The 24,242-nt window shown below is 36.3% G+C and carries 27 protein-coding genes and 1 tRNA gene; 10 read left to right on the forward strand and 18 right to left on the reverse strand.

Annotation, left to right across the window (positions count from 1 at the left end; all coding sequences use genetic code 11):
• Positions 1–6 precede the first annotated feature (6 nt).
• Both DAY19_RS02550 and DAY19_RS02555 read left to right on the forward strand, forming a co-directional pair.
• Positions 7–1,515 carry a leucyl aminopeptidase gene (locus DAY19_RS02550; protein ID WP_114705615.1) on the forward strand — a complete coding sequence of 503 codons (1,509 nt, stop codon included), beginning with the start codon at positions 7–9 and terminating at the stop codon, positions 1,513–1,515.
• Between the two features lie 3 nt (positions 1,516–1,518).
• Complete coding sequence (locus tag DAY19_RS02555) at positions 1,519–1,995, forward strand: tRNA (cytidine(34)-2'-O)-methyltransferase (protein ID WP_199506603.1); 477 nt, start codon at positions 1,519–1,521, stop codon at positions 1,993–1,995.
• Here the strand turns inward: DAY19_RS02555 and DAY19_RS15195 are convergent.
• From DAY19_RS15195 to DAY19_RS02610, 12 genes are all read right to left on the reverse strand, one after another.
• Positions 1,992–2,153, reverse strand: a complete 162-nt coding sequence (locus DAY19_RS15195) for a hypothetical protein (RefSeq protein ID WP_158536753.1) — start codon at positions 2,151–2,153, stop codon at positions 1,992–1,994. The genes DAY19_RS02555 and DAY19_RS15195 overlap by 4 nt on opposite strands.
• Before the next feature lie 26 nt (positions 2,154–2,179).
• Positions 2,180–2,434: a hypothetical protein gene (locus DAY19_RS02560; protein WP_114705616.1), complete on the reverse strand. Its 255-nt coding sequence runs from the start codon at positions 2,432–2,434 to the stop codon at positions 2,180–2,182.
• A 20-nt stretch (positions 2,435–2,454) separates the two neighbouring features.
• Positions 2,455–2,784: a CopG family antitoxin gene (locus DAY19_RS02565; protein ID WP_158536754.1), complete on the reverse strand. Its 330-nt coding sequence runs from the start codon at positions 2,782–2,784 to the stop codon at positions 2,455–2,457.
• Positions 2,777–3,064 (reverse strand): toxin, encoded by a 288-nt coding sequence (locus DAY19_RS02570; RefSeq protein WP_114705618.1) that lies wholly within the window; start codon positions 3,062–3,064, stop codon positions 2,777–2,779. The genes DAY19_RS02565 and DAY19_RS02570 overlap by 8 nt, the downstream gene beginning before the upstream one ends.
• Before the next feature lie 122 nt (positions 3,065–3,186).
• Positions 3,187–4,176: a hypothetical protein gene (locus tag DAY19_RS02575; RefSeq protein ID WP_114705619.1), complete on the reverse strand. Its 990-nt coding sequence runs from the start codon at positions 4,174–4,176 to the stop codon at positions 3,187–3,189.
• Positions 4,177–4,247: 71 nt separating this feature from the next.
• On the reverse strand, positions 4,248–5,225 hold the full coding sequence (locus DAY19_RS02580; protein WP_114705620.1) for a hypothetical protein: 978 nt from the start codon (positions 5,223–5,225) through the stop codon (positions 4,248–4,250).
• 73 nt (positions 5,226–5,298) lie between these two features.
• Positions 5,299–6,159 (reverse strand): hypothetical protein, encoded by an 861-nt coding sequence (locus tag DAY19_RS02585; RefSeq protein ID WP_114705621.1) that lies wholly within the window; start codon positions 6,157–6,159, stop codon positions 5,299–5,301.
• Between the two features lie 149 nt (positions 6,160–6,308).
• Positions 6,309–7,319, reverse strand: a complete 1,011-nt coding sequence (locus DAY19_RS02590) for a porin (protein ID WP_330220807.1) — start codon at positions 7,317–7,319, stop codon at positions 6,309–6,311.
• Positions 7,320–7,499: 180 nt separating this feature from the next.
• Entirely contained in the window at positions 7,500–8,732 is a 1,233-nt protein-coding gene (locus DAY19_RS02595; protein WP_114705623.1) for a hypothetical protein, read from the reverse strand.
• A 159-nt stretch (positions 8,733–8,891) separates the two neighbouring features.
• The gene (locus tag DAY19_RS02600; RefSeq protein WP_114705624.1) at positions 8,892–10,022 is read right to left on the reverse strand and encodes a hypothetical protein; all 1,131 of its coding nucleotides are present in this window, start codon (positions 10,020–10,022) and stop codon (positions 8,892–8,894) included.
• 141 nt (positions 10,023–10,163) lie between these two features.
• Positions 10,164–11,699 carry a lytic transglycosylase domain-containing protein gene (locus DAY19_RS02605; RefSeq protein ID WP_114705625.1) on the reverse strand — a complete coding sequence of 512 codons (1,536 nt, stop codon included), beginning with the start codon at positions 11,697–11,699 and terminating at the stop codon, positions 10,164–10,166.
• 152 nt (positions 11,700–11,851) lie between these two features.
• Entirely contained in the window at positions 11,852–13,108 is a 1,257-nt protein-coding gene (locus tag DAY19_RS02610; RefSeq protein ID WP_114705626.1) for a dicarboxylate/amino acid:cation symporter, read from the reverse strand.
• Between the two features lie 47 nt (positions 13,109–13,155).
• Here DAY19_RS02610 and DAY19_RS02615 point away from each other — a divergent pair, with 47 nt between their 5' ends.
• A complete protein-coding gene (locus tag DAY19_RS02615; protein WP_114705627.1) occupies positions 13,156–13,731 on the forward strand; it encodes a hypothetical protein in 576 nt (191 codons plus the stop codon).
• Here DAY19_RS02615 and DAY19_RS02620 read toward each other — a convergent pair.
• The gene (locus DAY19_RS02620; RefSeq protein WP_114705628.1) at positions 13,700–14,509 is read right to left on the reverse strand and encodes a hypothetical protein; all 810 of its coding nucleotides are present in this window, start codon (positions 14,507–14,509) and stop codon (positions 13,700–13,702) included. The genes DAY19_RS02615 and DAY19_RS02620 overlap by 32 nt on opposite strands.
• Before the next feature lie 242 nt (positions 14,510–14,751).
• Here DAY19_RS02620 and rplU point away from each other — a divergent pair, with 242 nt between their 5' ends.
• From rplU to DAY19_RS02645, 5 genes are all read left to right on the forward strand, one after another.
• Positions 14,752–15,057: a 50S ribosomal protein L21 gene (rplU, locus tag DAY19_RS02625; RefSeq protein ID WP_114705629.1), complete on the forward strand. Its 306-nt coding sequence runs from the start codon at positions 14,752–14,754 to the stop codon at positions 15,055–15,057.
• Between the two features lie 26 nt (positions 15,058–15,083).
• Positions 15,084–15,338, forward strand: coding sequence for a 50S ribosomal protein L27 (rpmA, locus tag DAY19_RS02630; protein WP_114705630.1), 255 nt, complete (start codon positions 15,084–15,086; stop codon positions 15,336–15,338).
• Between the two features lie 103 nt (positions 15,339–15,441).
• A complete protein-coding gene (obgE, locus tag DAY19_RS02635) occupies positions 15,442–16,446 on the forward strand; it encodes a GTPase ObgE (protein ID WP_114705631.1) in 1,005 nt (334 codons plus the stop codon).
• The gene (rsfS, locus tag DAY19_RS02640; RefSeq protein WP_114705632.1) at positions 16,447–16,908 is read left to right on the forward strand and encodes a ribosome silencing factor; all 462 of its coding nucleotides are present in this window, start codon (positions 16,447–16,449) and stop codon (positions 16,906–16,908) included.
• An 11-nt stretch (positions 16,909–16,919) separates the two neighbouring features.
• Positions 16,920–17,387 carry a 23S rRNA (pseudouridine(1915)-N(3))-methyltransferase RlmH gene (locus DAY19_RS02645; protein WP_114705633.1) on the forward strand — a complete coding sequence of 156 codons (468 nt, stop codon included), beginning with the start codon at positions 16,920–16,922 and terminating at the stop codon, positions 17,385–17,387.
• Positions 17,388–17,390: 3 nt separating this feature from the next.
• Here the strand turns inward: DAY19_RS02645 and DAY19_RS02650 are convergent, their stop codons facing one another.
• Positions 17,391–18,398 (reverse strand): tryptophan--tRNA ligase, encoded by a 1,008-nt coding sequence (locus DAY19_RS02650; RefSeq protein WP_114705634.1) that lies wholly within the window; start codon positions 18,396–18,398, stop codon positions 17,391–17,393.
• A 100-nt stretch (positions 18,399–18,498) separates the two neighbouring features.
• On the reverse strand, positions 18,499–18,801 hold the full coding sequence (locus tag DAY19_RS02655) for a hypothetical protein (protein ID WP_114705635.1): 303 nt from the start codon (positions 18,799–18,801) through the stop codon (positions 18,499–18,501).
• A 143-nt stretch (positions 18,802–18,944) separates the two neighbouring features.
• On the opposite strand from DAY19_RS02655, the gene DAY19_RS02660 reads away from it, so the two are divergent.
• Positions 18,945–19,020, forward strand: a tRNA-Met gene (locus DAY19_RS02660).
• A gap of 345 nt (positions 19,021–19,365) precedes the next feature.
• Positions 19,366–20,595 (forward strand): sensor histidine kinase, encoded by a 1,230-nt coding sequence (locus DAY19_RS02665; protein WP_114705636.1) that lies wholly within the window; start codon positions 19,366–19,368, stop codon positions 20,593–20,595.
• Here the strand turns inward: DAY19_RS02665 and DAY19_RS02670 are convergent.
• The 3 genes from DAY19_RS02670 to alaS all read right to left on the reverse strand — a co-directional run bounded on the left by DAY19_RS02670 (position 20,592) and on the right by alaS (position 24,023).
• Entirely contained in the window at positions 20,592–20,891 is a 300-nt protein-coding gene (locus DAY19_RS02670) for a hypothetical protein (RefSeq protein ID WP_114705637.1), read from the reverse strand. The two genes, DAY19_RS02665 and DAY19_RS02670, sit on opposite strands and share 4 nt — an antisense overlap.
• Before the next feature lie 69 nt (positions 20,892–20,960).
• Positions 20,961–21,314 (reverse strand): hypothetical protein, encoded by a 354-nt coding sequence (locus tag DAY19_RS02675; protein WP_114705638.1) that lies wholly within the window; start codon positions 21,312–21,314, stop codon positions 20,961–20,963.
• Between the two features lie 138 nt (positions 21,315–21,452).
• On the reverse strand, positions 21,453–24,023 hold the full coding sequence (gene alaS, locus DAY19_RS02680; RefSeq protein WP_114705639.1) for an alanine--tRNA ligase: 2,571 nt from the start codon (positions 24,021–24,023) through the stop codon (positions 21,453–21,455).
• Between the last annotated feature and the right edge of the window lie 219 nt (positions 24,024–24,242).

The following is a 24,242-nucleotide window of genomic DNA, read 5'->3' on the forward strand; positions in this document are numbered from 1 at the left end:
GCAAATATGAAATTCACTTTGAATTTAAACACTAAAGAAGTTTCAAGTGCTGATTGTTATGTTATCGGTGCTTACTCAAAAACAGAAACTAAAGGTAAAAAAGATGTATCAACTGTTGTTCTAACAGGTTGGCCAAAAGAGCTAAAAGCGACTTTTGAATCAATGAATAGTTCAGCTGATTACACAGGATCAAAAGGTTCAACTTATTCATTCAACCATTATGGAAGTGATGTTCTAGTTGTTGGCCTTGGTGACAAAACAAAAGTTACAACAGAAGACATTAGAAAAGAATTAGCAAAAGCATACAAAGCAGTTTCAAAATATAAAAAGGTAGCTGTTGCATTTGATACTTTCACTTTTAAATCTAAAAAAGAAGAATCTCTAGCAATTCTTGTTGAAGCATTTGAGATGACTGCTTATAAATTTGATAAGTATCTTTCAAAGTCAGAGTCTGCAAAATTAGAAGAAGTAATTCTTGATTCAGCAGATAAGGGAACTAAGAAAAAAGCTTTCCAAAAAGCAATCAAAGATGCTCAGCATGTAGCTGAATCAGTTAACGTTGCACGTGACTTTGTAAACGAGCCACCAAATGTTCTTCGCTCTACAGCTTATGCAAAAATGGTTCAAAAAGATGTAAAAGATATCCCAGGTGTAAAATGTAAAATCATGGGTAGAAAAGAACTACAAAAAGAGAATATGAACTTATTCCTTTCAGTAAATGATGGTTCTGCTTACGATGCTCAACTTGTACACCTAACTTACACTCCATCAAAAGCTACTAAAAACACGAAGCATATCGCTTTCGTTGGTAAAGGACTTGTTTTTGATACTGGAGGATATTCACTTAAGCCAGGTGGATCAATGATGAATATGAAGTTTGATATGGCCGGTTCTGCAACAGTATTTGCTGCATTCAGAGCTGCTGCACTTATGAAGCTTCCAGTAAAAATCACTTGTATCCTTGGTATGACTGATAATGCTGTAAACTCAAAAGCAACGATGCCAGATGCAATTGTAAAAGCAAGAAATGGTAAAACAGTTGAAATTCTAAATACAGATGCTGAAGGACGTTTAGTTATGGCAGACTGTCTAGACTATGCATGTGACCTTAAGCCAGATGCACTAATTGATGCTGCAACTCTTACTGGAGCATGCCTAATCGCTCTAGGAACTGAAGTTTGTGGGCTTATGTCAAATGATGAAAAACTAGCAAGTAACCTACTAAAAGCTTCAAAGTCTGCGGATGAGTATATGTGGCAGCTACCAATCATTCCTGAGTGGGAAAAAGATATGAAAGGAACAATTTCAGATCTTAAAAATATTGGTGGATCACGTTGGGGTGGAACTGCAAAAGCAGCAGCTTTCCTTCAAGAGTTCATTAAGAACGATGTAGCTTGGGCACACCTTGATATCGCAGGTGTTGGTGATTCTCAATCCCACCTACCATACTGTCCATCTAAAGGTGCATCTGGTGTAATCGTAAGATCACTAGTTGAGTTCTTAAAGCAAAACTAAGAAGTGAGTAAAGACGCAATTTTTAATATTGTTCTATATGCGCCTGATATTCCTGGAAACACTGGGAGTATTGGGCGCACTTGTATTGCCCTTGGTGCAAGACTTGTTCTCATCAAGCCTTATGGGTTTGAACTAACAGAAAAAGCAGTAAGACGAGCAGGGCTTGATTATTGGAAATATGTTGAAGTTGCAGAATATGAAAACTGGGATGAGTTCTACGAGAGTGAATCTCCTAAAGATGAAGAGCTCTTCTTTTACACAAAAACTGCAAAAGAAAATCATTTCTATAATCGTGGTTATTCTAAAGGCTGCTACTTAGTTTTTGGTTCTGAAACAAAGGGCCTTCCAGAACATATCTTTAATAGCTTCCCTAATCGCTTATTTTGTCTTCCGATGTTTTCAGAACATGTGAGATCTCTAAACCTCTCAAACGTTGCTACGGCCGTAGCCTACGAGGCCCTAAGAGTTATTTCCTACTAAAAAGAAAATCCCGCATCAACAACAAACTTAAATAAGTCAATTTCATTTGATGTACCAGAGATATTAATATCTCCGCTAATTAACTTTTCAAACCCTAAAGTAATATCAAGTCCTTCTTCACGATAACCAAAGTCTAAGTTTACAAAGCTATTAGTCACTTCAGAATCATTCAATTCTGTCTTATTCAGTTGAAGTTCTTCTTACTTCCAATATCTGAATCATTTTCTGAGTTTCGATAACCTGGCCTAAAGGAGAACATATCAACTGGTCTAAAACCTAATAATAAAGTTGCTTCCCGACGATATCCCACTTCAGTAAAAATTGGTTCTGTTTTACCGAAACTAGCATTTTCACTATAACTAAACTCTGCATTGTAGATACGATTTCCAAAAGTAGATGCCGATAATAAAAGTCCAATAAGAATAAAATAAGCCTTCATAAAACCTCTTATATTTTATTTTAGGCTCTTTTTTTACGATTAATTTTTAATATTTCCTTTTTAATTTCTTTAAGCTCTTTACCAAAATTTACTATTTCGTTATCAACGAGCTCTCCCTTTGCTACTTTATAAAGAGTACTGTTTATGAGCGTTTGATAAGGAATACCTTGACGGTCTGCTTCTTTTTGAAAGTAGTTTAGAACTTCTTGCTCTAATCTTAAGTTAATCCGAGCAGCTTTTGTTTTCTTTGCAATTTCTTTAAAGTCTCTATGATCTGAAGCCTTCTTAAAATCACCTGCTGCAAAATTGTCTGCAATGGTTTTTTCTTTTTTAGATAATTTTTTATTCATCTCTCTCTCCATCAATAAACTTTTTAAAACGTCTATCTGGAATTATCGTCTTAAGAAATATTTCAGTTTCTGTTTCAACAAAGGGTACGATACATGGATAATTATTAATTACAACGAGAAGAACTTTTTGATTTTTGAAGTTTCCACTTGGATTACTAAATACCCCATAGAACTTATCATTTTCTATAGAATCCAAAACATCTTCAAACGAAAGACCACGCTCATTTTGTAACTTCAAATTCTTTGTATCGTTCCAATTGAACAGCTTATCTGTGTACATTGTACACCACTCCTTCTTGCATAACAACACCCGTTGATATGCAACAAGAAGAAATATTGTCAGACCCTTAAATTGCTGAAATTATTGAAACAAGTAATAAGAAAAAGTATATTTTAAAAATATTAGAATAAATAAGCGATATTCAATCCAAAACCTAGGCCATCGTAATCGACTTCGTTTTTCTCACTAATGAAAATATAATCCACGGCCAGGCTCGCATCTAGCTTAGCGTTGCGAAATCCAAAGTCACTTCCTAATTTAACTAAAGATGTATCCTCTGAAACACCAGGAGCATTACTTGATGCATAAGAAAGTCCTGGAGTCACATAGAAGTTATTTAAGATTAGAAATTCTCCATCAATATCAAACTCTAAAGACGTAAAGTTGTTTCCATCTGTCGTGCCACCATCATCTTTATAATAGTTTCCAAAACCAAATTTAAAACTTCCATCAATTTCAACGCTTCCAACAAGTTTTGTCATATTACTAAAGACAGAAAAACGCTTTCCTCTCGTTAGATCATCAGATCCTTCTGTCATTAGCTGAACTCCAGCTTCAACGACATCATTCTTTTCTCTTTGTCCCATTCCGGCCGTTAAAATAAAGTATCCACCTTCAAGTGTTTTATCATCAACTTCACGATAAGCAACGGAACCACCAAAGAGGACTCCATCAAAAGTAAGAGTTCCACCAGCTTCTAGCTTTTGCGCATCAACACCTGCATCGAATTCATCTTGAGTATATCCAAGTCCTAATGTCATCATCTTATTAACTCGGTAACCAGTTAGAAGAGAAGCGATATGAGCACTAGAGTTCTGATCATCAATTTCTGTCTGGGAAAACTTCGTTTCTAATTGAGCAGAAAAACCTTTTGCACTAAATGCACCAAATGCTCCAGGTGTCGATATATCGTATTCAATAGAGCTATCGTCATCTTGTTTAAACATTGAAAGATCGTAAGTTGCCCCTGCAAAGTTTCGTGCTTCTCCAGAAACTGCAAGAACAGAAGTATTTAAAGTCTTCCCATCACGAGATATCTCCGGCAAGAAGAAGTTAGCATTGGCATTAATTAAAGGTAACGATAAGGCAGCAATTATAAGTATATTTTTCAACTTTCCCCCAAAAAATAAGGGGAGACTTTTGTCTCCCCTATCTATCTTCAATAATACATATTTTTCTTCAATTAGAAAACGTAACCTACATTAATTCCCCAACCAAGGCCATCAACATCATCTCCGCCAATATCACCACTAAGAACATATTCTAATCCAAAGGTTGCATCGAGCCCTTGAGAATTTCTAAATCCAACAAAACCATTTAAACTAACAAGTTCTGTATTATCATCAGAATCAGGGTAGTCAACTGAAGTATAGTTAACACCTGGAGTAATATAAAATTCTTTGTTTAGAAGATATTCAGCATCAAATTCAATTTCAATACTGCTATAATCATTATCACCAGTTGCTTCATTTAAGTAATCGCCAAAAGTATAATTAAATGATCCATCAAATTCCCAGGCGCCAGAAATTTTAGTGGCATTACCAAAGATACCAAGACGAGCACCAGTGTTTAAATCACCGCTTCCTTCCATTTGATAAGTAATACCTGTTTCCCAAGACATATCTTTTGTTGCCGAACCAAAAGCACCTGTTAAAAGAATAAAGTCACCTTCTGCTGAACCAAGCTCATATGTATGACGTGCGATCGTTCCACCAAGAACAGTTCCTTCAACAAGTAACGTTCCTCCAAAACTAATACCAGTGTCATCAACACCATTTAATAGCTCACTAGTTTCAAGCCCTACACCTAGTGTTAATCTTTCATTCACTTTAAATCCGGCTAGGATACTAATGTCTTTAAAATCTTCATCTGCTGATCCTACATCCCAATTTGCATTATCGTAGCCAATTTCCATTGTGAATGACTCTGCTGAAAATCCACCATAGACAGATGTTGTAGTAATATCGATTTCATTATTAAAATCATCTTCAAGATTAACTGTAGATAACTGCCCTGCAATGAAGTTACGAGAGGACTGAGATACTGCCATTAAGGATTCATTTCTAGTTTTTCCATCTCTAGAAATTTCTGGCATTAAAATATTAGCGTAAGCTGATAGTGATAGTGCTGCAATTACAGCAAGTTTGAAAACTCTCTTCAAAACTTTCTCCTTAAGTTAACTCAATTAAAATAATAGTTAAATTATACGTAAAGTTTTAAAGAAAACAAATGAATCAGAAAAAATAAGCAGCATTAATTTTCCACTGAATGCCATCACGCCTGTCGTTATCAGAAATTACATAATCCAGACCTGCAGTTGCATCAACTTGGTTAGCTCTATAACCAAAATCCCCCGATACTCCTAGGTAGTCATCATCGTTATTTCCGACTTCCCTATAATTAAAGAAAACTCCTGGAGTAACATAGAACTCTTTATGTACGAGGAATTCTGCATCAAGATTAAGATCGATCTCTGTGAATTCATCTCTTGTTTTAAACTCAATATCTCCATCTAGCTCAACATTATTTACTACTCTTGTAGCTCCAGCAAATAGTCCGAGAAGATCATCGTCGTTATCATTAAGATCATATCGAATCCCAGCTTCCCAACTTAAGCTCTTTTCATCCTGCCCAAGTCCTGCTGTAAGTGTGTAGTTATCATCAGCATTATCTCTAATATTTGCAGTGAATGAGCCTGCAATAATTAAATTATTTGAAATAGTTGATAGCCCAACTTCAATAGAAGGATCATCCACAAAGTCTGTTGCAGCGACACCGAGGGCCAACGCCATATTACTAGCAAATCGATAACCGGCCTTCACATCGTAGCGATCGTCATCTAATAAATCATCGTCAAAGTCTACATCTGCTTGAAAAGAAAATTGATCAACAAAGGCCCCTCCAAATAACTGAATATTCTCACCTTGATAATCACCATCATGAATTTCACCACCAACATAATTTCTCTTTTCAAAAGCTACTGCAAGTGCCGATCGATTAAGGGTTTTTCCGTCACGAGAAATCTCAGGAACAATAGTATTTGCAAATGCTGATGTGTAGAACAATACAATTAATAGAGGCCATGACTTTTTCACTTTGTACTCCTTAGATGAACTACTTTTCATTATATACAAAGGATTCGGACTAAAAAGTTAAATTATTCTTTAGAGATATTATGGATACATACAAATAAGAAAGGGAGACCTAAGTCTCCCTTCACGTATTTCTTAATTTTAAATTAAAATTAGAAGTTGTAAGCTACGTTAACTTTCCATGCCATTCTATCCATGTCTTCTTCTGAACCAGTGTTGTAGTTAGAAGCAAGGTCATAGTCGATACCAAATGTTGCATCTACCTTATTTGCTCTATATCCAAAGTCAGCTGATAATCCCATGATAGTATACTCATCTAAACCAGAAAGAGCTTTATAGCTAGCACCTTCAGCTGAAGTATAGTAAAGACCAGGTGTTACGTAGAACATATCTGTTACTAAGAATTCAGCATCAACATTGAAGTCAAGAACAGAGTAATCGGCAGGATTTGTTACTGTCGTATCACCAGTTGTATAAGATAAGTCAGCATCGATTTCGATGTTGTTCACAACCTTAGTCATACCAGCAAATAAACCAAATCTTGAGCCTCTATTTAAATCGTCTTCTTCTTCCATGTCATAAGTAAGACCTGCTTCCCATGACATATTGTTAGCATTTGAACCAACACCAACAGTAAGTGTATTATAAGAACCATCAGTAGTTCCGTTATCACGTGAGTTGATTGCAAATGAAGCACCTAGCATTAGGTCTTTCATCATATAAGATCCAGCAAGTTCGATTTTAGAAGTGTCTGTGTCTGCGCCTGTTGTTGGCTCCTCAGTACCCATCTCATAACCTAGACCTAAAGCAAATTCCTTATTGATTCTATAACCAACCTTAACGTCATAGTTAGATACATCTGTTGCTGAATTAGCAGTATTCTCGTCTTCTTGCTCTGACATAGAAAGATCAGCTTCTACTGAAACCATCTTGTTAGACCAACCACCAAACACACTGAAACCAGAGTCTGTTAAGTCTTTAGCATTGGCTACATCTGGCTCAATTGTTTCGTTCATATACTCACCAGCAACAAATGTTCTCATTTGTTGAGTTACAGCGATAGCTGAAGAGTTTTTAGTTTTTCCATCACGTGAAGTTTCTGGAACGATTGTGTTTGCGAATGCTGCAGAAGAAAGTACTGCCATTGCAATAATACCTGTCATTTTTTTCAAAACTTACTCCTTGTTTTGTTTTTATTTTAACTAGTAATCTAGTTCGTTTGAAAAAATTATTAATTAAATTATACCGTTTTTATTTTTCTGTGCAATTTTTTTTTGCTCTTTTTATAAAAGCCGTGGTTTTTTTCACCCACGGCCTTCTTAATCATTTGTTAAAATTACAAATTAAAAGTTGTATTTAACTGCAAATCTTGTGTAAGCATTATCAGATACAGAACCTACAAGAGTATCTACGTTAATATCATTCCATGTAAGTGTTGCACCTAAGTTTACTGTTGTAGAGTTTTCATATGAAATCTTTCCATCTGAAGCAAAGTTACCATTATAAGCACCAATACCAGCAGCCTTTAGACCTGCACTATCATCTCCACCAGATGCACCAATGATACTACCTAAGTTAGTAGAGTCTGCTTCACCAAAGATAGTCTGAGAAACTGAACCTCTAAGAGTTAGCCACTCATTTGCTTTCGATTCAAAACCAACAATTAATGGAATATTAAGTGTACTTAGTTCCGACTTTGTTGAATATTCAACTTCAATATCAAGCTTAGTTAACTGAGCTCTTACAAATACCATTGTGTCAGTTGAAGCTGTATATTCTTTACCTGCACCTAAATCAAGACGTGTAAAACCACCATCAATAGTTGCTAGAGTGTTACTAGTAGCATCTACTGATTGAGTTTGTTCCCAATCAAACATCTTATATGAACCATACACTTTAAGGTTTTGATTAAAAGTATAAGAACCACCAAGTTGAAGGCCTAATTTTCCATCAAATTTATTTCCAGTGTCTTTGTTCTCTGATTCAGAGTTTAAAGATACGTTTGCATATGCATCCCAGTTGTCTTTATTAACACCCATTCTGATAGCCATTGCACTATCTTCTAATTTTTCTGTAATACTATTTTTTCTGTCTGATGATGCGTAAATAAAGTCAACACCCCAGTTAATACCAGCTTGACCACCAAAGAAGATGTCGATCTGGTTATCAGAAGTAGCAAGGTATCCATCTTTATCATCACCGTCTGAAGCGATAATTCTTAGAAGAGATGAAACGTTTGATTCATTTCCTAAGTAAGCACCGTAAGTAAACTTTCCATGCTTCTTAAGGAAACCTCCCATTGCTTTTGGATTTTGGTCTGTATCAAGAGTAGTATTTGCAGCTTCGGCCGTTGTGAAAGCCGTAGCATAAGATGTTGCACCTTCCGAACCGTGCTCATAAACAACCATGTCTGCAAAGTTGTTAATATAAGATGCGTTTGTGAAAATGTAACGATCATCCATTGTGTAGTAGTTGTCTTCAACTTCGTCACCAAGAGCAAGTAGTCTTGCTTTAGTTGCGTAAGCGCTTGTACTTAAAAGTGCTAGCGTAGCTGCTCCTAAAAATACCTTTTTCATATTCCTCTCCTTGAGTGAGTAAAAATCCGTGTGTCGTCTTTATATGAAGAGACACTGATAAAAAATGTTAGTTATTAAATTTTCAAGGCAGTTGAGATGAATGTCAACACCCCGAAATTGCATAAAATTCAGCGATTAAGGGGTGTTTATAGGTTGTTTTTATTTTATTTTTGATTGTACAGCAAGGCCTCTTGCAAGGAATTTTGACGACATCCAGGAATCTACGAATGTACTATCTTTTACTGCTGATTGCTTAAGAGGAGCGTTAAAACTAAAGAAAATTAAATGATCTTCATTTAAAGACTCCTGTGTAATCTTTGAATCGTCAATTTCTGGACTATAAGAATAGTCACGAAGTATGACGCGCTCCTTTGACTTATTTACATCAAAAGCGTCGAAATTTTTCGCTAAGTTTTTTTTCAGAAGATTGATTTTTTTAGAAATATCTTCTTCTGTACTCTCTTCTTTATCGATGAAAGTAACAAATTTAGCTGTTTGAGCATATCCTTCGCTTTCTGCTTCACCAATCTCACCAATGAAATGTCCCCATTCATGTGTAAATGAAAGTGGAAAAAAGTATGTCTTTTCATCATCAGTAATCTTCTCTTCAAGATCGAGGTGAACATATAGAGAACAAGGTGTTTTAGTACTTTCGCAAAACTCGATAAACTCGGTAGAAAGTGTTTTCTTATCCTTGAATAAGTCTAAGAAAATGGCAGGAGACTCTCCCCAATAAAGGTTCTCACATTCAATAATTAAACCGTTCGTTAAGTACACTTTCCAGTGGGCCTGATCAATTAACTCCTCAGGAGTTGTACGATAAATTTCTTTAATTCGTAGGCTATAACTATTTTCACGAATACGCTCTAAAAGCCCTTCTTTAGTAAGAGAAGGAAGAATATCAGTTGGACCAACTTTAATATGTTCATCAATATAACTTTCTTCTCCCCATAAAAGAGGCATTGGCTTTGTACGTGAACCAAAATCATGAAACTTAGAGTCCTTATAAAAGCATGAGCTCAATGGATTAGCTTCTTCAATAATCCCAAGGTCACGCAGGACTGAAATATTATTTTCTCCTCTAACAAGAGACGGTCCCATGATCTTAAAATTATCTTCAGTAACTTCTTCTTCAGTTAATAATTTCACTGAAGTTGAGTCCTTTTTATAGAGATGGTCAAAGAGATCCATTGCAAAAATATCATTACCAACAATGAGATTTTTAATGAATACCTTTTCTTCGTTTTTAACTTCGACTTTTTTAAGCTTTAAAATATCGCTATAGGCCATAGTTTGAATTTCCTCGTGTATACGTGTGTTGTGTTCGTGAGGAATACAATAGCTTATTTTTTTTAGAATTAAAATAGCGAAACCACGCATTAGAGCGTGGTTTCAATATGTTTTACTATTTTTTTCTTACATTTTTTGAAATTAGCGAATCACTAGGCGGTCACCTGCACGAATTTGTCTCTTCTTAATGATTTTTAGGTTAGAGACAATTAGTGTATCTAGGCTAACTCCCGTTTTACGAGAAACAGACCAGAGAGAATCTCCTCTTTTCACAGTGTAGAATTGTGATGGATTACTGATCTTTTTCCCACGTCTCTTAGCGACACGGATACGGTTACGATATTTTCTTTTACGAATGACAGACTTACGAGGTTTATCATATAGGTCCGCATACATATTATCTTTCTTACTCTGTCCAATTCTAAATGGAAGAGTCACATAAGTTCCTCTTGGAACACGAGAGCGGTGAGACTTGTAATTATCATTTAGCCAAGTAAGAACCTTCTTATCTTTGATTTTAAACTTTCTTGCTACATCATCAAGACGAGTTTTACGACCTCTTACACGATATTTTTGAAAGACTTCTTGGGAAGCAATATACTCTTCTTTTTTAGCTGAACAACAAGCTGCCCACGTCTCTCTTTTTCCTACAGGAACTCGAAGCGTATATGTTTCATGCGTTGGTGGTGTAAACCATCTTTGAATTTCTGGATTTAAATAATGAAGATCATCAAATTCAACATTTAAATCTTTTGCAATTTTAAATAAATCCGCTCCGCCAGGAACTTGAATTTCTTGAAAATCAAGAGGCTCATGCCAATCGATTTCTTCAAAGCCAAATGACTTTAAGTTTTTACCAATAATGGCCAATGCCATAATTTTTGGAACATAATTCTTTGTCTCAGGCTTTAGATATCGACCTCTTCTTATCTTCCAAAAGTTTTTTGTTCGGTATCTTCTTATCGCTCTTCCCATCTTACCTTCACCTGCATTATAAGATGCAGCGGCAAGCTCCCAAGAACCAAATTGCTTATATAATTTTTTTAAGTATTTTGATGCTGCGATTGAAGACTTAATTGGGTCTCTTCTTTCATCAACATACCAATTTACCTCAAGGCCATAACGACGACCTGTATATGGCATGAACTGCCATGGGCCAACTGCTTTTGCCCAAGACTTTGCTTTTGTTTGAAATCCTGATTCGGCCATTGCTAAAAAGATTAAGTCCTGTGGAAGTCCATTGTCTTTTAGAACTTTAGAGAGGATCGGCGCATATCTTCCGGCCCTTCCTGAATATCTTTGAAAGAAGCCTCGTCCTCTTCCTGTGAAATATTTAATCCACTTCTTAACAGCGGCATTATAAACAACAGGAATATCAAAATAATTATTTTCAAGATTTAAGTGCTCAGCACCATATAAGAAATAAGTTTTGATTTCGTGACTTGCAGGGTGCTCAATAACAGCAGAACCAACAATTTGATCACTAGAAAACTCTGCACCATGTTTTGCAGTTCGAGCAATGATCTTTTCTTCAGAGAAATCAGCACCATCGAGATTCTCATCTTCAGTACTAAATGACTCCGTAATCTCTTTTGGACTTGGAACGTCTTTTTCTGTACTGATGCACGAAAAAAGTAGTTGGCCTAGAACCAGTAACAACAATCCGTTTTTTCTCATTGATCTTCCTTATATGTGTTCAATTCTCTCTTTACGAAAAAGGGCCCCAAAAATGGGGCCCTAATATTTTTTCAAATTGTGGTGTCTGAGTCAACGAGGAAAAGATTTTTTCGAGTTAAGAGCTCTATTAAAATCAATAACTTATATTTTACCTATGAGTTTTTCCTAAGCATCGAGTCAACAACTACTGTCCCCATAGCATCCCCAAAAACGTTCACAGCTGTTCTGAACATGTCCAGTACTCTATCAACTGCTAAAATAAGCCCAATCCCCTCAATAGGCAGTCCTACGGCCGATAGAACGATCGACATCGTAATAAGCCCTGCGCCAGGAATGGCCGCTGCACCAATTGCTGCCAAAGAGGCAGTCATAAATATAATAATTTGATGAGTTATCCCTAATTCAATACCATAGGCTTGTGCAATGAAGATTGCCGCAACTGACTCATATAGTGCAGTTCCGTCCATATTTATTGTCGCTCCTAGTGGTAACACGAACTTAGCCGTATCTTTATCAACACCTAGGTTCTCCTCAACATTCATCATTGTAATCGGTAAAGTTGCCGCTGACGATGCAGTTGAGAAGGCCGTAATAATTGCTGGACCAATTCCCTTTAAGACTTCTAAAGGAGACATCTTTCCACGGATACTTCCGACAATAAGTAGAAAGATTCCATGACATAGAAGACCTAGAATAACTGTAAGCATATACTTTGATAGTGAGACAATCGCACTTGTTCCAGACTTTGCAAGTACTCCAGTCATTAGAACAAAAATACCGTAAGGAGCTAATTTCATAACTCCCATTGTAAGTTTATTTGCAAGCTCTTCTAATGCACCTACAAATTTAACAAAAGGTTCACTCTTTTTAGGAATAAATAAAGCTGTCATTCCCATTAGGATTGAAAAGACAATTACTTGTAGAATATTACCTTCAGCAAATGCACCAAATGGATTTGTCGGAATTGCACCTAAGAGAACTTCTTTTATAGAAGCAAAAAGCGAAGCCCAACCTCCAGAATTTCCTGCAACCTTTGATTGCATCGCTTCTGATAATCCTTGAACACCTGCTGAGCCTAAATCTGCTCCGATTCCAGGGTTGATAATATTAACAAAAATGATCCCGAATAATACGGCGATACAAGTTGTGAAGAAATAATAAGCAACGGCCCTTACTCCCATTCTTCCAAGAGACTCCGGAGTCCCAAGGTGATACATGGCCATAAAGATAGAAGAGAAAACTAATGGGACAATAACCATTTTTAGTAGGCCAATAAAGGCATCACCAATTGGAGCAATATATTGAACATAAGCTCCTTTCCCAAAATAATGTAGCACTAGCCCTAGAACTAGACCTAAAACCATCGCAATACCGATCTTCTGTGCTTCCTTCTTTGCTGCTGGTTGCATTAAATTCCCCTTTTAAATATAAAAATCTAAATCGTTTAAAATAACGTATGTTCAAAAAAACTCTAAAAAAATTATTAACTAGTTCATATATTCTCTTATCATTTTGCATATTTATCAATACGGCAAAAGCTAAGGTTGAAGAACCAAATTATAATTTTACCTTTGATAAATTTAAGCCGTTTCATCCCGGACAAAAACTATCAGATATTCAAAAAGAATATAAGGCCATGAGACTTATCAATAATGGCGAAGTAGTAAAAATTTATGAAATACAAATTAGACATCAGAACTATTTCTTTCCTGTTTTTGTTCACATAAAAAACTCGGATAATACTGTCTTAGACTTCTATGCTCGACTACCAAATTACTTTCTTCACAATACATTTCATCAGTCATTAATTAACCGTTATGGAAAGCAAGACCAATTCCTTAATCGCGATGGAACCTCTGTTTACATTTGGAAAGACGAGGAAAATAAAAGAGTAACCTATTCAGGAGCTTGTACCATAACATGCTTTCCAATCTATATTCATATGATTGGAAAAGATGAATTTGAAAATCCAAATAATTTTCTAACCCAATTACTTAAGGCTAATTCAACTCCTGGGAAAGATCCGAAATAGCAAATTTATAGCTGTGAAAATTCTTAGCGATAGTGGCCACAACTTGGCGAATTGCTAGCGGCATCCCATTGGCACCAAAGTAAGATGAATGTATGGCCAAGAAAGCCTGTGCATCTTCAAATCTCATTCTAGCTGGTGATGATTTATGAAGAGGGTCAATTTTGATAAATACTTCAGAGTTTTTAAGGCTTATGCTTTCTCTCTTAGAAAATAAGGTTCTGTTTCTTACATCAATAAATACAACTTCACCCTTTACTTCATTCATGCGTCCAAGAACGATTCCTTCCTTAAGTTTTCTTCCCCAGAATCCAGCAATACCCATTGGGGCAAGGGCCCAAGATAAGTAGCGGTTGATTACGACTCGACACTCATATTCTTTATTTGTGTGACCAAATTCAGGGAATGTTCCCATTAGCCATTCATTTGATGCGAGTGAGAGAACAATCATCGCCATATTCTTATATCGATAAACATTATATCCAGGTTTTTGGACAATACTTTCCATTCCATACTTATCATCCTGGAAGTTTGAACGAATTTGCGAGGCAACCATTGGAGTGGCCTCATCTATCGTTAAAACCTTCGCCATCTGACTCGTTGCTATAATCTGCTGTGCAGACTCCCCTTCTTTCTCACTTAATTCCGTAAAGTTCATTACCTGTAAGAAGCCTACAACCTCCGGATCAAACTCAGCGACCCTCAATCTGATATAAATAGGAAGCGATTGCTCCTTAGCAAATTGATAATACGTGTATTTTTCATTACTTACAGATTGCATCTGATACCTCCGTCTTCCTAACTTTTCGGCTTTTGAAATATCTTTATGAGCAAATGACTCACTACGACAGGAGCTAGGCAAAAAATCCTCAAAAAGCTGCGTGTAATTGCGTCTAAATGCTTGACAACAGGCCCAATTTTTCATAAAAATCCTAGTTTCATAGAGTTAATATTTCAGTCCGAGGGAAGGAAGTGTTGGAGAAAACCTCTGGCCCCCAAAGATTGCCTTTTATAGGAGAATTTATGTACGGAGTAGTAGAAATTCAAGGTCACCAGTACAGAGTAGAAGCTGGTATGACTATTGACGTTCAGAAGTTAGATCAAGAAGCTGGATCAACTGTAGAATTTGATAAGGTTCTATTTGTTGGTGGTGAGAGTGCAAAAGTTGGTGCTCCAACTGTTGATGGTGCAAAAGTTGTAGCTGAAGTAGTTAGACATGATCGTTCAAGAAAAGTTATCGTTTTCAAAAGAAAGCCAGGTAAATACCAGAAGAAGAACGGACACAGACAACACTTTACAACTTTAAAAATCAAAGAAGTTAAAGCTTAATCAATTATTAATTTTAGGAGTTAAATATGGCACACAAAAAAGCCGGTGGTTCAACAAGTAACGGTCGTGATTCAAACCCGAATATGTACGGTGTTAAGAAATTTGGTGGTGAAGCTGTTGTTCCAGGAAACATCATTGTAAGACAAGCAGGATCTAAATTCCATGCTGGTAAAAACGTTAAAGTAGGAAAGGACTATACTCTTTTTGCAACAAAAGAAGGTAAAGTTCAATTCGGTTTCTACAACAAGAAGAAGCAAATTGTTTCTGTTGTTGAAGCATAAGAATTATTAAATCTTACACTATTAATTAGTTGTAAATATGAAAGGGAGCCTATACATAGTGCTCCCTTTTTTTATATAAACGCTCTATAAAGAGTGAGAAATTATGAAGTTTATTGACGAAGTAAAAATAACAGTAATCTCCGGAAACGGTGGTAACGGATGCGTAAGCTTCCGCCGTGAGAAGTATATCCCATTTGGAGGCCCAGATGGTGGTGACGGTGGAGATGGAGGAAGTGTCTTCTTCGAAGCAGATGAAGGGATGAATACTCTCGTCAACTTTCGTGGAAAGAAAATCTATCGTGCTGAACATGGTCAGCAAGGTGGTGGCCGCCAGATGTGTGGCCCTTTTGGAGACGACCTCACAATCAAAGTACCAGTTGGTACCATTGTTCGCTTACAAGAAAATGGTCAGGTCATTGCAGACTTAACTGATCACGGTATGCGAATCAAAGTAGCAGAAGGTGGCCGTGGTGGACTTGGTAACTTACACTTCAAAAGTGCAACAAACCAAGCGCCAAGAAAAGCAACGGCCGGAAAAGAAGGGCAAGAACTTGATGTTGAATTAGAACTTAGACTTCTAGCAGATATCGCATTGGTAGGTTTACCAAATGCTGGTAAATCAACATTAATATCTTCAATTTCAGCGGCAAAACCAAAAGTCGCCGACTACCCTTTTACGACTTTAGAGCCAAACCTAGGTGTTGTTACCCTAGGTGAAGAAGATTCTTTTGTTGTTGCTGATATCCCAGGCCTTATTGAAGATGCTTCTGAAGGAAAGGGACTTGGAATTAAATTCTTAAAACATATAGAAAGAACAAAATCACTTGTTCATCTTGTTGATGTTTCTTGGTGTCTCGATGAATACGAGGCCTTTGAGCAATATGTAATCATTCGCCAAGAACTTGGTAGATATAACGAAGACCTTTTAAATAAGAAAGAAATCGTTTGCTTAACAAAAATTGATGCAATGACAGATGAAGAGATCAAAAAGTTTCAAGTCTTTTTTGAAGAGCAAATTGATCGCAAGTGCTTACCTATTTCTTCTGTTTCAGGATTAAATATTGATATATTAAAATCACTAATGCTTAAAACGATAAAGGACGAATAAATGTCACAAAACGAGTTTATTAATAAAAATGTTGATGAAATTGCAGATAATAAGGAATTAGAATTTCCATTAAATATTGCAATGGCAAGTGCATGGATTCTAGGAAACTTCAAAGGTATTAACCTTAAAGTTCTTGATATGAGAAAGACAACATCTCTTGCTGATTACTTTGTTCTTGCTTCTGCAACGAACTCTGCAATGGCAAATGCGATGTCTGATGAGATTGGTAAGCAAATGAAGCGCAAGGGGCAAACAATTGTCTCTAAAGAAGGTCTTCACCAGTCAACAGATTGGATTCTTATCGATGCTGGAGATATCATTGTTCACATCTTTGATGAATCATCTCGTGAAGCTTACGATATCGACAATCTATGGTCTGTTCCTTCAGTTGATATTCCAAACGAATATTATTATTCAGATGAAGCTGAATCAACTTCAGGTGATGAAAAAGGTTATTTCTAAACCTTCAAGTTATGAAAGACTTTCATCTCATCGTCATTGGGAAGTTAAAGGATAAGAATCTCATCGCCCTTGAGAACGATTATCACAAACGAATTAACTTCCCAAAACTTCACATCCATGAATGCAAGGGCCACAAAGAAAATATTGATCTCGAATTAAAAGAACTCTTAAATAAAGTTGAATCCATTAAGGCCAAACATGGAAAGCAGCATATTGTTGCACTTACTGAACATGGAAAAACCTTAACAAGTGATAAACTTAGCCAATATGTTTATGAAACGATGGAAAATAAACAGTGTGGAATTTGTTTTCTAATTGGTGGAGCAGCTGGCTTTCCTAGAGAGTTTTTAAAAACTGTTGATTTCCAACTATCACTCTCCCCTATGACATTTCCACATAAGATCGCTCGACTTGTTTTTGTTGAACAACTCTATCGTGCTCAAACAATTAAACAAGATCATCCTTATCATAAAAATTAAATCTTAGTTTGAAACACCAATTGCTTTTTTAATGCGACGTAGATTCTCTTGAGCAATAGGACGTATCTTAGCAGCACCATCAGCTAAAATTTTATCAATCTGAGACTTATCTGCCATTAATGCATCATACTTCTCACGCATTGGTTTTAGCTCACGATTAACAACCTCAAAGAGTTCAAGCTTGGCATAACCCCAGCCAATTCCTTCTTGGTATCTTTTTGCAAGTGCATCTTGCTCTTCTTTTGTTGCAAAGAACTTATAGATATCAAAGATTAGAGAGTCATCTGGATTCTTTGGTGCCTCAGGAGGTGTCGAATCAGTAGTGATCTTATTAATCATTTTCTTAAGCTTCTTCTCTGGAATGAAACATGGAATATGATTATTATAAGACTTACTCATCTTACGTCCATCAAGGCCAGGTAGTAACTTATTCTCTTCTTTGCTAACAATTGCTTCAGGAAGAGTTAGAATATCACCATATTTATGATTAAAACTTGAAGCGATATCACGTGCGATTTCAATATGCTGAAGTTGATCTTCACCAACAGGAACATACTTAGTATTCATGAAAAGAATGTCAGCGGCCATTAATACAGGATAAGAAAATAGTCCCATATTAATTCCATAATCCTCATCGCGTTTTTCTTCTGCGTTCTTATCCTTCTTTGCCTTGTAAGCATGTGCTCGATTCATTAATCCTTTCGATGCAAAACAAGAGATAATCCAGTTGAGTTCAGTAATCTCTGGAATATCACTTTGCTTGTAAAGAACGGCCTTTTCTGGATCAAGGCCAGCTGCTAACCAAGTAGCGGCAACTTCATAAATGTCGCTTCGAAGCTGCTCACCATCGTGAACTGTAATAAGAGAATGATAGTCAGCAATAAAGAAGTAACCTTCCATATCAGAGTTTTTCACATTTTCTATTGCTGGTTTAATAGCACCAATGAAGTTACCTAGGTGTGGCATTCCTGTTGGCTTTACACCAGTCAAACAAATCTTCTCATTACTCATTCTCAAGCCTATTGATAAAAGTTCACAGTCATTTATAGCTAATTATTAGACAAAAAAAAAGGGCCTTAGGCCCTTTCTTATATTCAGAAATTTTTTATTCTTAATTATCGTATTTAACAACAGATGATGATTCCATCAATTCTGTTAATGCTTCAATAGCAAATTCTAAGGCCTGATCGCCATAAGGGATAGAAGAGTCTTGGTGACAAAAACGAGATTGCTTAACAAGTGAAGCACACAAGCGCATTGTTTCGGCCGTTCCATCAAAGAAGTCGGCTTCGTCTTCTGTTGTAATAATATGTGCCATTAGCATATTGATTGTTTTGATAGCTCGAAGTTGCGCTGGAGTAAGCTCTGTTGTATCGATATCAATAGTTAGCTTACTGTGGTTTTGCATTTCCATTGTTTAATCTCCAAAAAATTTATTTTTTCACATCCCTCATACATAGTTCATATCGGTAGCAACTCAAGGAATTTTAGTAATTTATGTCTGACAATTTTAATTTGACATAAGGAGCTTTCGATAATATATTGATTTTACTTTGTCGCGGGGTGGAGCAGTTGGTAGCTCGTCGGGCTCATAACCCGAAGGTCATAGGTTCGAATCCTATCCCCGCAACCAATTCATAATTAAAAGATACCAACTAAATAGTTGGTTTTTTTGTTTCTGGGGAACCTATTGACCTTCGGGCAGGCCCTCAGGCTGGACCCTCCTTAAGGTCGGCTCCAGAGGTATCGAATCCTATCCCCGCAACCAATTCCAAACTAAGCCACTGTTCATAAAACGATACTTTCTCTAAGATATTTCACTTTAAAGAATCGATTCTAAGTATTATCTATAAGTTATACTTTAAAACTTTAACTACCCTAAACAAAAGTAGTTAAGCGACTGAATTTAAAGACTTTTTACCGTAAATAAATTTCAATAAGGCTAGATAATTCAAGGAAATTAAGTTAGTCTCCCGCAATGAATTTCAACACAGACAAAGAGAATAAGATTGAGGGATTCCTACTCATGGCAACAATGCTCATGGTGGGAATAAGCTATCTCTATTACTTCATATATTTTCCACATATAATTTTTGAAGTTGTTTCAAAAGAGATGTTTTATTCGATAGCTGCTCTACAGTTTATTGTTTTCATCCTTGCTAAGATTTTAAAGCTTGATCATTTAGAGAAATTCACATGTGTTATTCCATCAATCCTAATGATGAATCTATTGATCTTCTCATTTGGAGGATTGAATTCTCCAGGTGTTCTTTGGATTACTGGTACCCCAATCTTTATGGGCGTCTTCTATAAAAGAACAGGTATGCTAACGGGACTTTTTGTCATGTTGTGTGTCTTCACTTTCTTTCTAGTATTCGACTACCATATTTTAGAGTTGGTTAGGCCATTAACATCAATTGAATACAAGTCTTTACTTCGCTCAAATATTATTCAATTTTCAGCGTTAACAACCGTTTATTTCTCTTTTTATATTTGGCTTGAATCAAATCATCGAACGCGTCTTATATATACAAATAAGCAATTGGACACTCTTTTACATGTTGTCCTACACGACTTATCTAATCCAATTACGATTCTAAAACTTAAGATCAAAAACTTATCTAGGAAGCATGATCTTGGGATGAAGTCGGAGCAACAAATTAATAATTCATTTAGTAAAATCGAAGAGATCATTAAGTCTGTTCGTACTTTTCAACTTGATACAGATAACCTAACTTTTCAAAAAGCTGAGATCTCACCTGACTTCATTCATAGTTACTCTAAGAGATTTTTTGAAAGTCATAATACAAAAAACCTTAAGCTACATTTTGATATTGATACTAATAAATCATTCCTATGTGAAAAAAGAGTTCTGACGGATCATATCCTTGGACATGTATTAACTAACGCCATCAAATTTAGTCATGATGGCCAGGATATTTTAATTAAAGTCTATAATGATACACAAAAGCTATATATTGACGTTATCGATAAGGGTGTTGGTATACCTAAGAATTTAATTAAAGATATTTTTAAGTTTGATAAGAAGTCAAAGCGCATTGGTACACATGGTGAATCAGGAACGGGCTATGGACTTCCTATTGTTAAATACTTTACTGATTATTCAAATGGGCGTGTAGCAATTTCATCAGAGCATAAGATTGGAACTAGAGTTTCCCTTGCCTTTAATCTTGCTAAGAAGTCTTAGTGGAGACCGGCAGGAGGAAGCATTAGTAACTCTTGCCAATGGGCCAGATGCTTTAATCCACTTTCATTTAGAAGGTGCTTATCTTCGAGCAATTCACGGTAGCAATTTATCCAAGTTTCAATTATCTTCTCAACGACTTCAACAGGAATAACTTTCGCTTCAATAAGAGGAGCATCCACATGTCTCAGAGACGAAAAATAAAAGATATCATTCACACGTGAGCGATTATTTGTACAATACTCAAGTGCTGTAAATACCTTTTGAATATATGAATGTGAATAATTGAAACTTCCCATAATTAACTCCATCTCTATCTTCCCAGCTCTTCGGAGTTGGGTAAAGAAAAAGTTAATTATGAACAAGTTTTATGCAGATATTTGATTGAAACGTTCAATGGCAATATTGAAACGATCCTTTAAGAGTTTTAAGCGTATTTCATTTTTTTCAGGGAAACGACTAATCCCCTTACTTAATAAAGTAATTTCGGCCTGAACGTAGCGCTTCTTTAATTTTGTGCCACGTACACCCTTTAATTTTCCAAGATAATTTATATTGGAAGAAGTCATATCGTTCATTTTTAGAATGATTGATTTTTCGACGACTTCACGACTTTGCTCAATTTCTGCTGATTGCAAGTGTCTTTCAATCAACTCAAGTTGCATAGTTAAACGGCGAATTTCTCTCGAAAGAGAGTCTGTAGGTAATTTCTTAGTAGTCACGTCTTACACTCCATAATCAAAAAGACATAAACTTTATACCCTAGAACAGGTTCTAAGTTATTGAAGATTGTAAGAATGATTAACGTGTTAGGATTTTAGACAATGATTGGCCTAGTTAATGAACTAGGCCAATTTTCATTATAATGATTCAATAAATTCAATAACTTGTGTTCCTGAGTTAACATCAGGAGCACCACCTTGGGCGAAATTTGGGCGTCCACCACCACGTCCAGAGACTGGCTCTAGGATCTTCTTTAAGAAGTCACCGGCTTTCACATCTGAGTTAGACCAAACAAATGATTTCATCCCTTTCTCATCTTTTGTTAAAAGACAGATTAGTTGATAATCGCCTTTATTAATTAGGTTATCTCCGACTTCTTTTACGGCCTTAGCGTCTGCTTCCATAGTTGCAGCAAATAACTTGAAGCCTTCGTAATCACGTTTTACTTCTTTTTTAAATTCAGTTGATCCACCTTGTGCAGCTTTTGCTTGTGCTTCTTTGATTTTCTTTTTCATCTCAGAGCGCAGATCTTTGATACGGGCAGGAACTTCAGTCGGTTTAGTACTTAGCTCTTTGGCCGCAGCATTTAATAATGCCGATCTTTCCTGCATAACTTTAATTGCAGCAGATCCAGTAACCGCTTCAATACGACGGATTCCTTTAGCTACAGATGTTTCCGAAGTGATAACAAATAAACCAATATCACCTGTGCGGCCAACGTGAGTTCCCCCACAAAGTTCAACACTATCTTTTCCAAAGGCAATAACTCGAACATCACTATCGTATTTCTCACCAAATAGTGCCATCGCTCCACTATCTATTGCTTCTTCATATGAACAAAGCTTTGTGGTACGTGAATCATTTTGCATAATCCACTTATTAACAAGGGCCTCAACTTTTATTAATTCTTCATTTGAAACAGCTTGTGGGTTTTGAAAATCAAAACGTAATCGATCGGCTGTAACCATTGAACCTTTTTGAATTGCATGTTTTCCAATTACTTCGTGAAGAGCTGAATGAAGTAAGTGAGTCGCAGAGTGATTTCTCATTGAAGCTTTGCGATTATCTTCATTAACAATTAATTCAATTTTCTCACCTGTTTCAATTTCTCCAGAGATAACTTTAGCAACGTGAACATGAACATTCTTAACTTTCATCGTATCGAGAATTTGTAACTCACCCGTTGCAGTTCTAGCAGTTCCAATATCACCGGCCTGTCCACCTGACTCACCGTAAAAAGGCGTGTGCTTTGTTGCAAAGTATGTAGTTTCATCGTCACGATATATCTTTAAAATTTCACTATCAGTTTCTAGAGAATCGTATCCAGTGAACTCTGTATCATCGACTTCGATAAACTCAAGCTCAATTCTTTCTTGATCTGCTGCCACCCCGCCTTTTCTCGAAATAACTCGAGAAGCTTTTCTATGGGCTTCATAACATTCGTTATATTCAATTTCAGCAAACTCGATATTCTTTGAAGCAAGCTCTGCCTTAATTACTTCTAAAGGAAGCCCATGAGTCGTCACAAGCTCAAATGCGACATGACCAGGAAATAGCTCTTTAGATTTAGGATTCGTTGAAAGCTCCTCTTCAATTTTTTTAAGGCCATTTTCAACAATAGGAACAAATTCATTAATTTCTTGTTCCATATTATAGATGATTGCTTCACGAGCAGACTTAAGCTGTGGATAGTAATCACCGAGCATCTCAATTGTTTTTTGAATATGCTTTTTAAAGACTGGTTTTACGCCTCTTGAGATACAAGCCGCAACACACTTTCTAATTAAACGTCTTGGAATATAACCTTGGCCTTCGTTTCCAGGCATAATCCCTTCACCAAGGATCATAATACTTGCACGCATATGATCAGAGATCATACGCTCTGTTTGAACATCAGTATTTTTGCCTAATAACTCTTTTGAAAGTTGCATTAGAGGAGCGAGAAGATCTGTTTCATATACTGAGTCACATCCATTCATAACCATAGCAAGTCTTTCAAGACCAGAACCTGTATCGACAGACTTAAGAGGAAGTGGTTCAAAAGTACCATCCTTCTTCTTATTAAGCTCCATGAAGACACCAGCGTTCCAAATCTCAATGTAACGACTTACATCATCAAAATGTCCACCTGGTTTATATTCAGGGCCATATTCAGTACCAGTATCATAGAAAACTTCTGTACATGGCCCACAAGGTCCATGGTCCCCAGCTGGTCCCCAGAAATTATCATCACCTAGAACAACAATATGATCTTCAGGAACACCGCACTTTTTCCATGCTTCAATTGACTCCGTATCTGGCTTAATACCAAGGTCTTCATTTCCACCATAAACAGTGAAATATAGGCGTTTTGGATCAAAGTCCAATTCATCAACAAGTAGGTCATATGCAAGCTTACATGCTTTATCTTTGTAATAATCACCAATTGACCACGACCCTAGCATTTCAAAGATTGTTAAGTGATGGCGATCTCCAACATCATCAATATCTTTAGTTCTAATACAAGGTTGATAATTTGCTAGCCTTGGTGATGGTGGCGTTTCTTTTCCAAGAAAGTAATTCTTTAATGGCGCCATACCTGAATTTATAAAAAGCAGTGTCGGATCATTTTGAGGAACGATCGATGAAGCACCGATTTTTAAATGGTCCATCTTTTCAAAGTATTCTAAAAATTTCTCTCTAATTTCTCGAGACGAAAGTGGCTGCATAATTTTTCTTCCTTATATTTCTTTGCCAGTATTACTACTCGCATCATTCGTTATGTGTATAAGTCCCCAAAATATACTATAAAATCGAGCTTCCGACTACTTCTAGCGTTAAAAAATATGACCAGATTTAGGATAAAAACTGTTATCAATGTGGGTTAAAAAGCATATATTTATACCAAAGAAGAAAGAAACAACATGTGCGCAATATTACGAACAGGA

This window comes from Halobacteriovorax vibrionivorans (assembly GCF_003346865.1).
In the GTDB taxonomy this organism is placed as follows: Bacteria; Bdellovibrionota; Bacteriovoracia; order Bacteriovoracales; family Bacteriovoracaceae; genus Halobacteriovorax_A; species Halobacteriovorax_A vibrionivorans.

What these genes read in the sequence shown, in the direction of transcription:
- DAY19_RS02550 (WP_114705615.1), top strand. Translation starts at nt 7, where the DNA reads ATGAAATTCACTTTGAATTTAAACACTAAAGAAGTTTCAAGTGCTGAT.
- DAY19_RS02560 (WP_114705616.1), bottom strand. Translation starts at nt 2,434, where the DNA reads ATGAAGGCTTATTTTATTCTTATTGGACTTTTATTATCGGCATCTACT.
- DAY19_RS02565 (WP_158536754.1), bottom strand. Translation starts at nt 2,784, where the DNA reads ATGAATAAAAAATTATCTAAAAAAGAAAAAACCATTGCAGACAATTTT.
- DAY19_RS02570 (WP_114705618.1), bottom strand. Translation starts at nt 3,064, where the DNA reads ATGTACACAGATAAGCTGTTCAATTGGAACGATACAAAGAATTTGAAG.
- DAY19_RS02590 (WP_330220807.1), bottom strand. Translation starts at nt 7,319, where the DNA reads ATGACAGGTATTATTGCAATGGCAGTACTTTCTTCTGCAGCATTCGCA.
- DAY19_RS02595 (WP_114705623.1), bottom strand. Translation starts at nt 8,732, where the DNA reads ATGAAAAAGGTATTTTTAGGAGCAGCTACGCTAGCACTTTTAAGTACA.
- DAY19_RS02600 (WP_114705624.1), bottom strand. Translation starts at nt 10,022, where the DNA reads ATGGCCTATAGCGATATTTTAAAGCTTAAAAAAGTCGAAGTTAAAAAC.
- DAY19_RS02605 (WP_114705625.1), bottom strand. Translation starts at nt 11,699, where the DNA reads ATGAGAAAAAACGGATTGTTGTTACTGGTTCTAGGCCAACTACTTTTT.
- DAY19_RS02610 (WP_114705626.1), bottom strand. Translation starts at nt 13,108, where the DNA reads ATGCAACCAGCAGCAAAGAAGGAAGCACAGAAGATCGGTATTGCGATG.
- DAY19_RS02615 (WP_114705627.1), top strand. Translation starts at nt 13,156, where the DNA reads ATGTTCAAAAAAACTCTAAAAAAATTATTAACTAGTTCATATATTCTC.
- DAY19_RS02620 (WP_114705628.1), bottom strand. Translation starts at nt 14,509, where the DNA reads ATGCAATCTGTAAGTAATGAAAAATACACGTATTATCAATTTGCTAAG.
- rplU (WP_114705629.1), top strand. Translation starts at nt 14,752, where the DNA reads ATGTACGGAGTAGTAGAAATTCAAGGTCACCAGTACAGAGTAGAAGCT.
- rpmA (WP_114705630.1), top strand. Translation starts at nt 15,084, where the DNA reads ATGGCACACAAAAAAGCCGGTGGTTCAACAAGTAACGGTCGTGATTCA.
- obgE (WP_114705631.1), top strand. Translation starts at nt 15,442, where the DNA reads ATGAAGTTTATTGACGAAGTAAAAATAACAGTAATCTCCGGAAACGGT.
- rsfS (WP_114705632.1), top strand. Translation starts at nt 16,447, where the DNA reads ATGTCACAAAACGAGTTTATTAATAAAAATGTTGATGAAATTGCAGAT.
- DAY19_RS02645 (WP_114705633.1), top strand. Translation starts at nt 16,920, where the DNA reads ATGAAAGACTTTCATCTCATCGTCATTGGGAAGTTAAAGGATAAGAAT.
- DAY19_RS02650 (WP_114705634.1), bottom strand. Translation starts at nt 18,398, where the DNA reads ATGAGTAATGAGAAGATTTGTTTGACTGGTGTAAAGCCAACAGGAATG.
- DAY19_RS02655 (WP_114705635.1), bottom strand. Translation starts at nt 18,801, where the DNA reads ATGGAAATGCAAAACCACAGTAAGCTAACTATTGATATCGATACAACA.
- DAY19_RS02665 (WP_114705636.1), top strand. Translation starts at nt 19,366, where the DNA reads ATGAATTTCAACACAGACAAAGAGAATAAGATTGAGGGATTCCTACTC.
- DAY19_RS02670 (WP_114705637.1), bottom strand. Translation starts at nt 20,891, where the DNA reads ATGGGAAGTTTCAATTATTCACATTCATATATTCAAAAGGTATTTACA.
- alaS (WP_114705639.1), bottom strand. Translation starts at nt 24,023, where the DNA reads ATGCAGCCACTTTCGTCTCGAGAAATTAGAGAGAAATTTTTAGAATAC.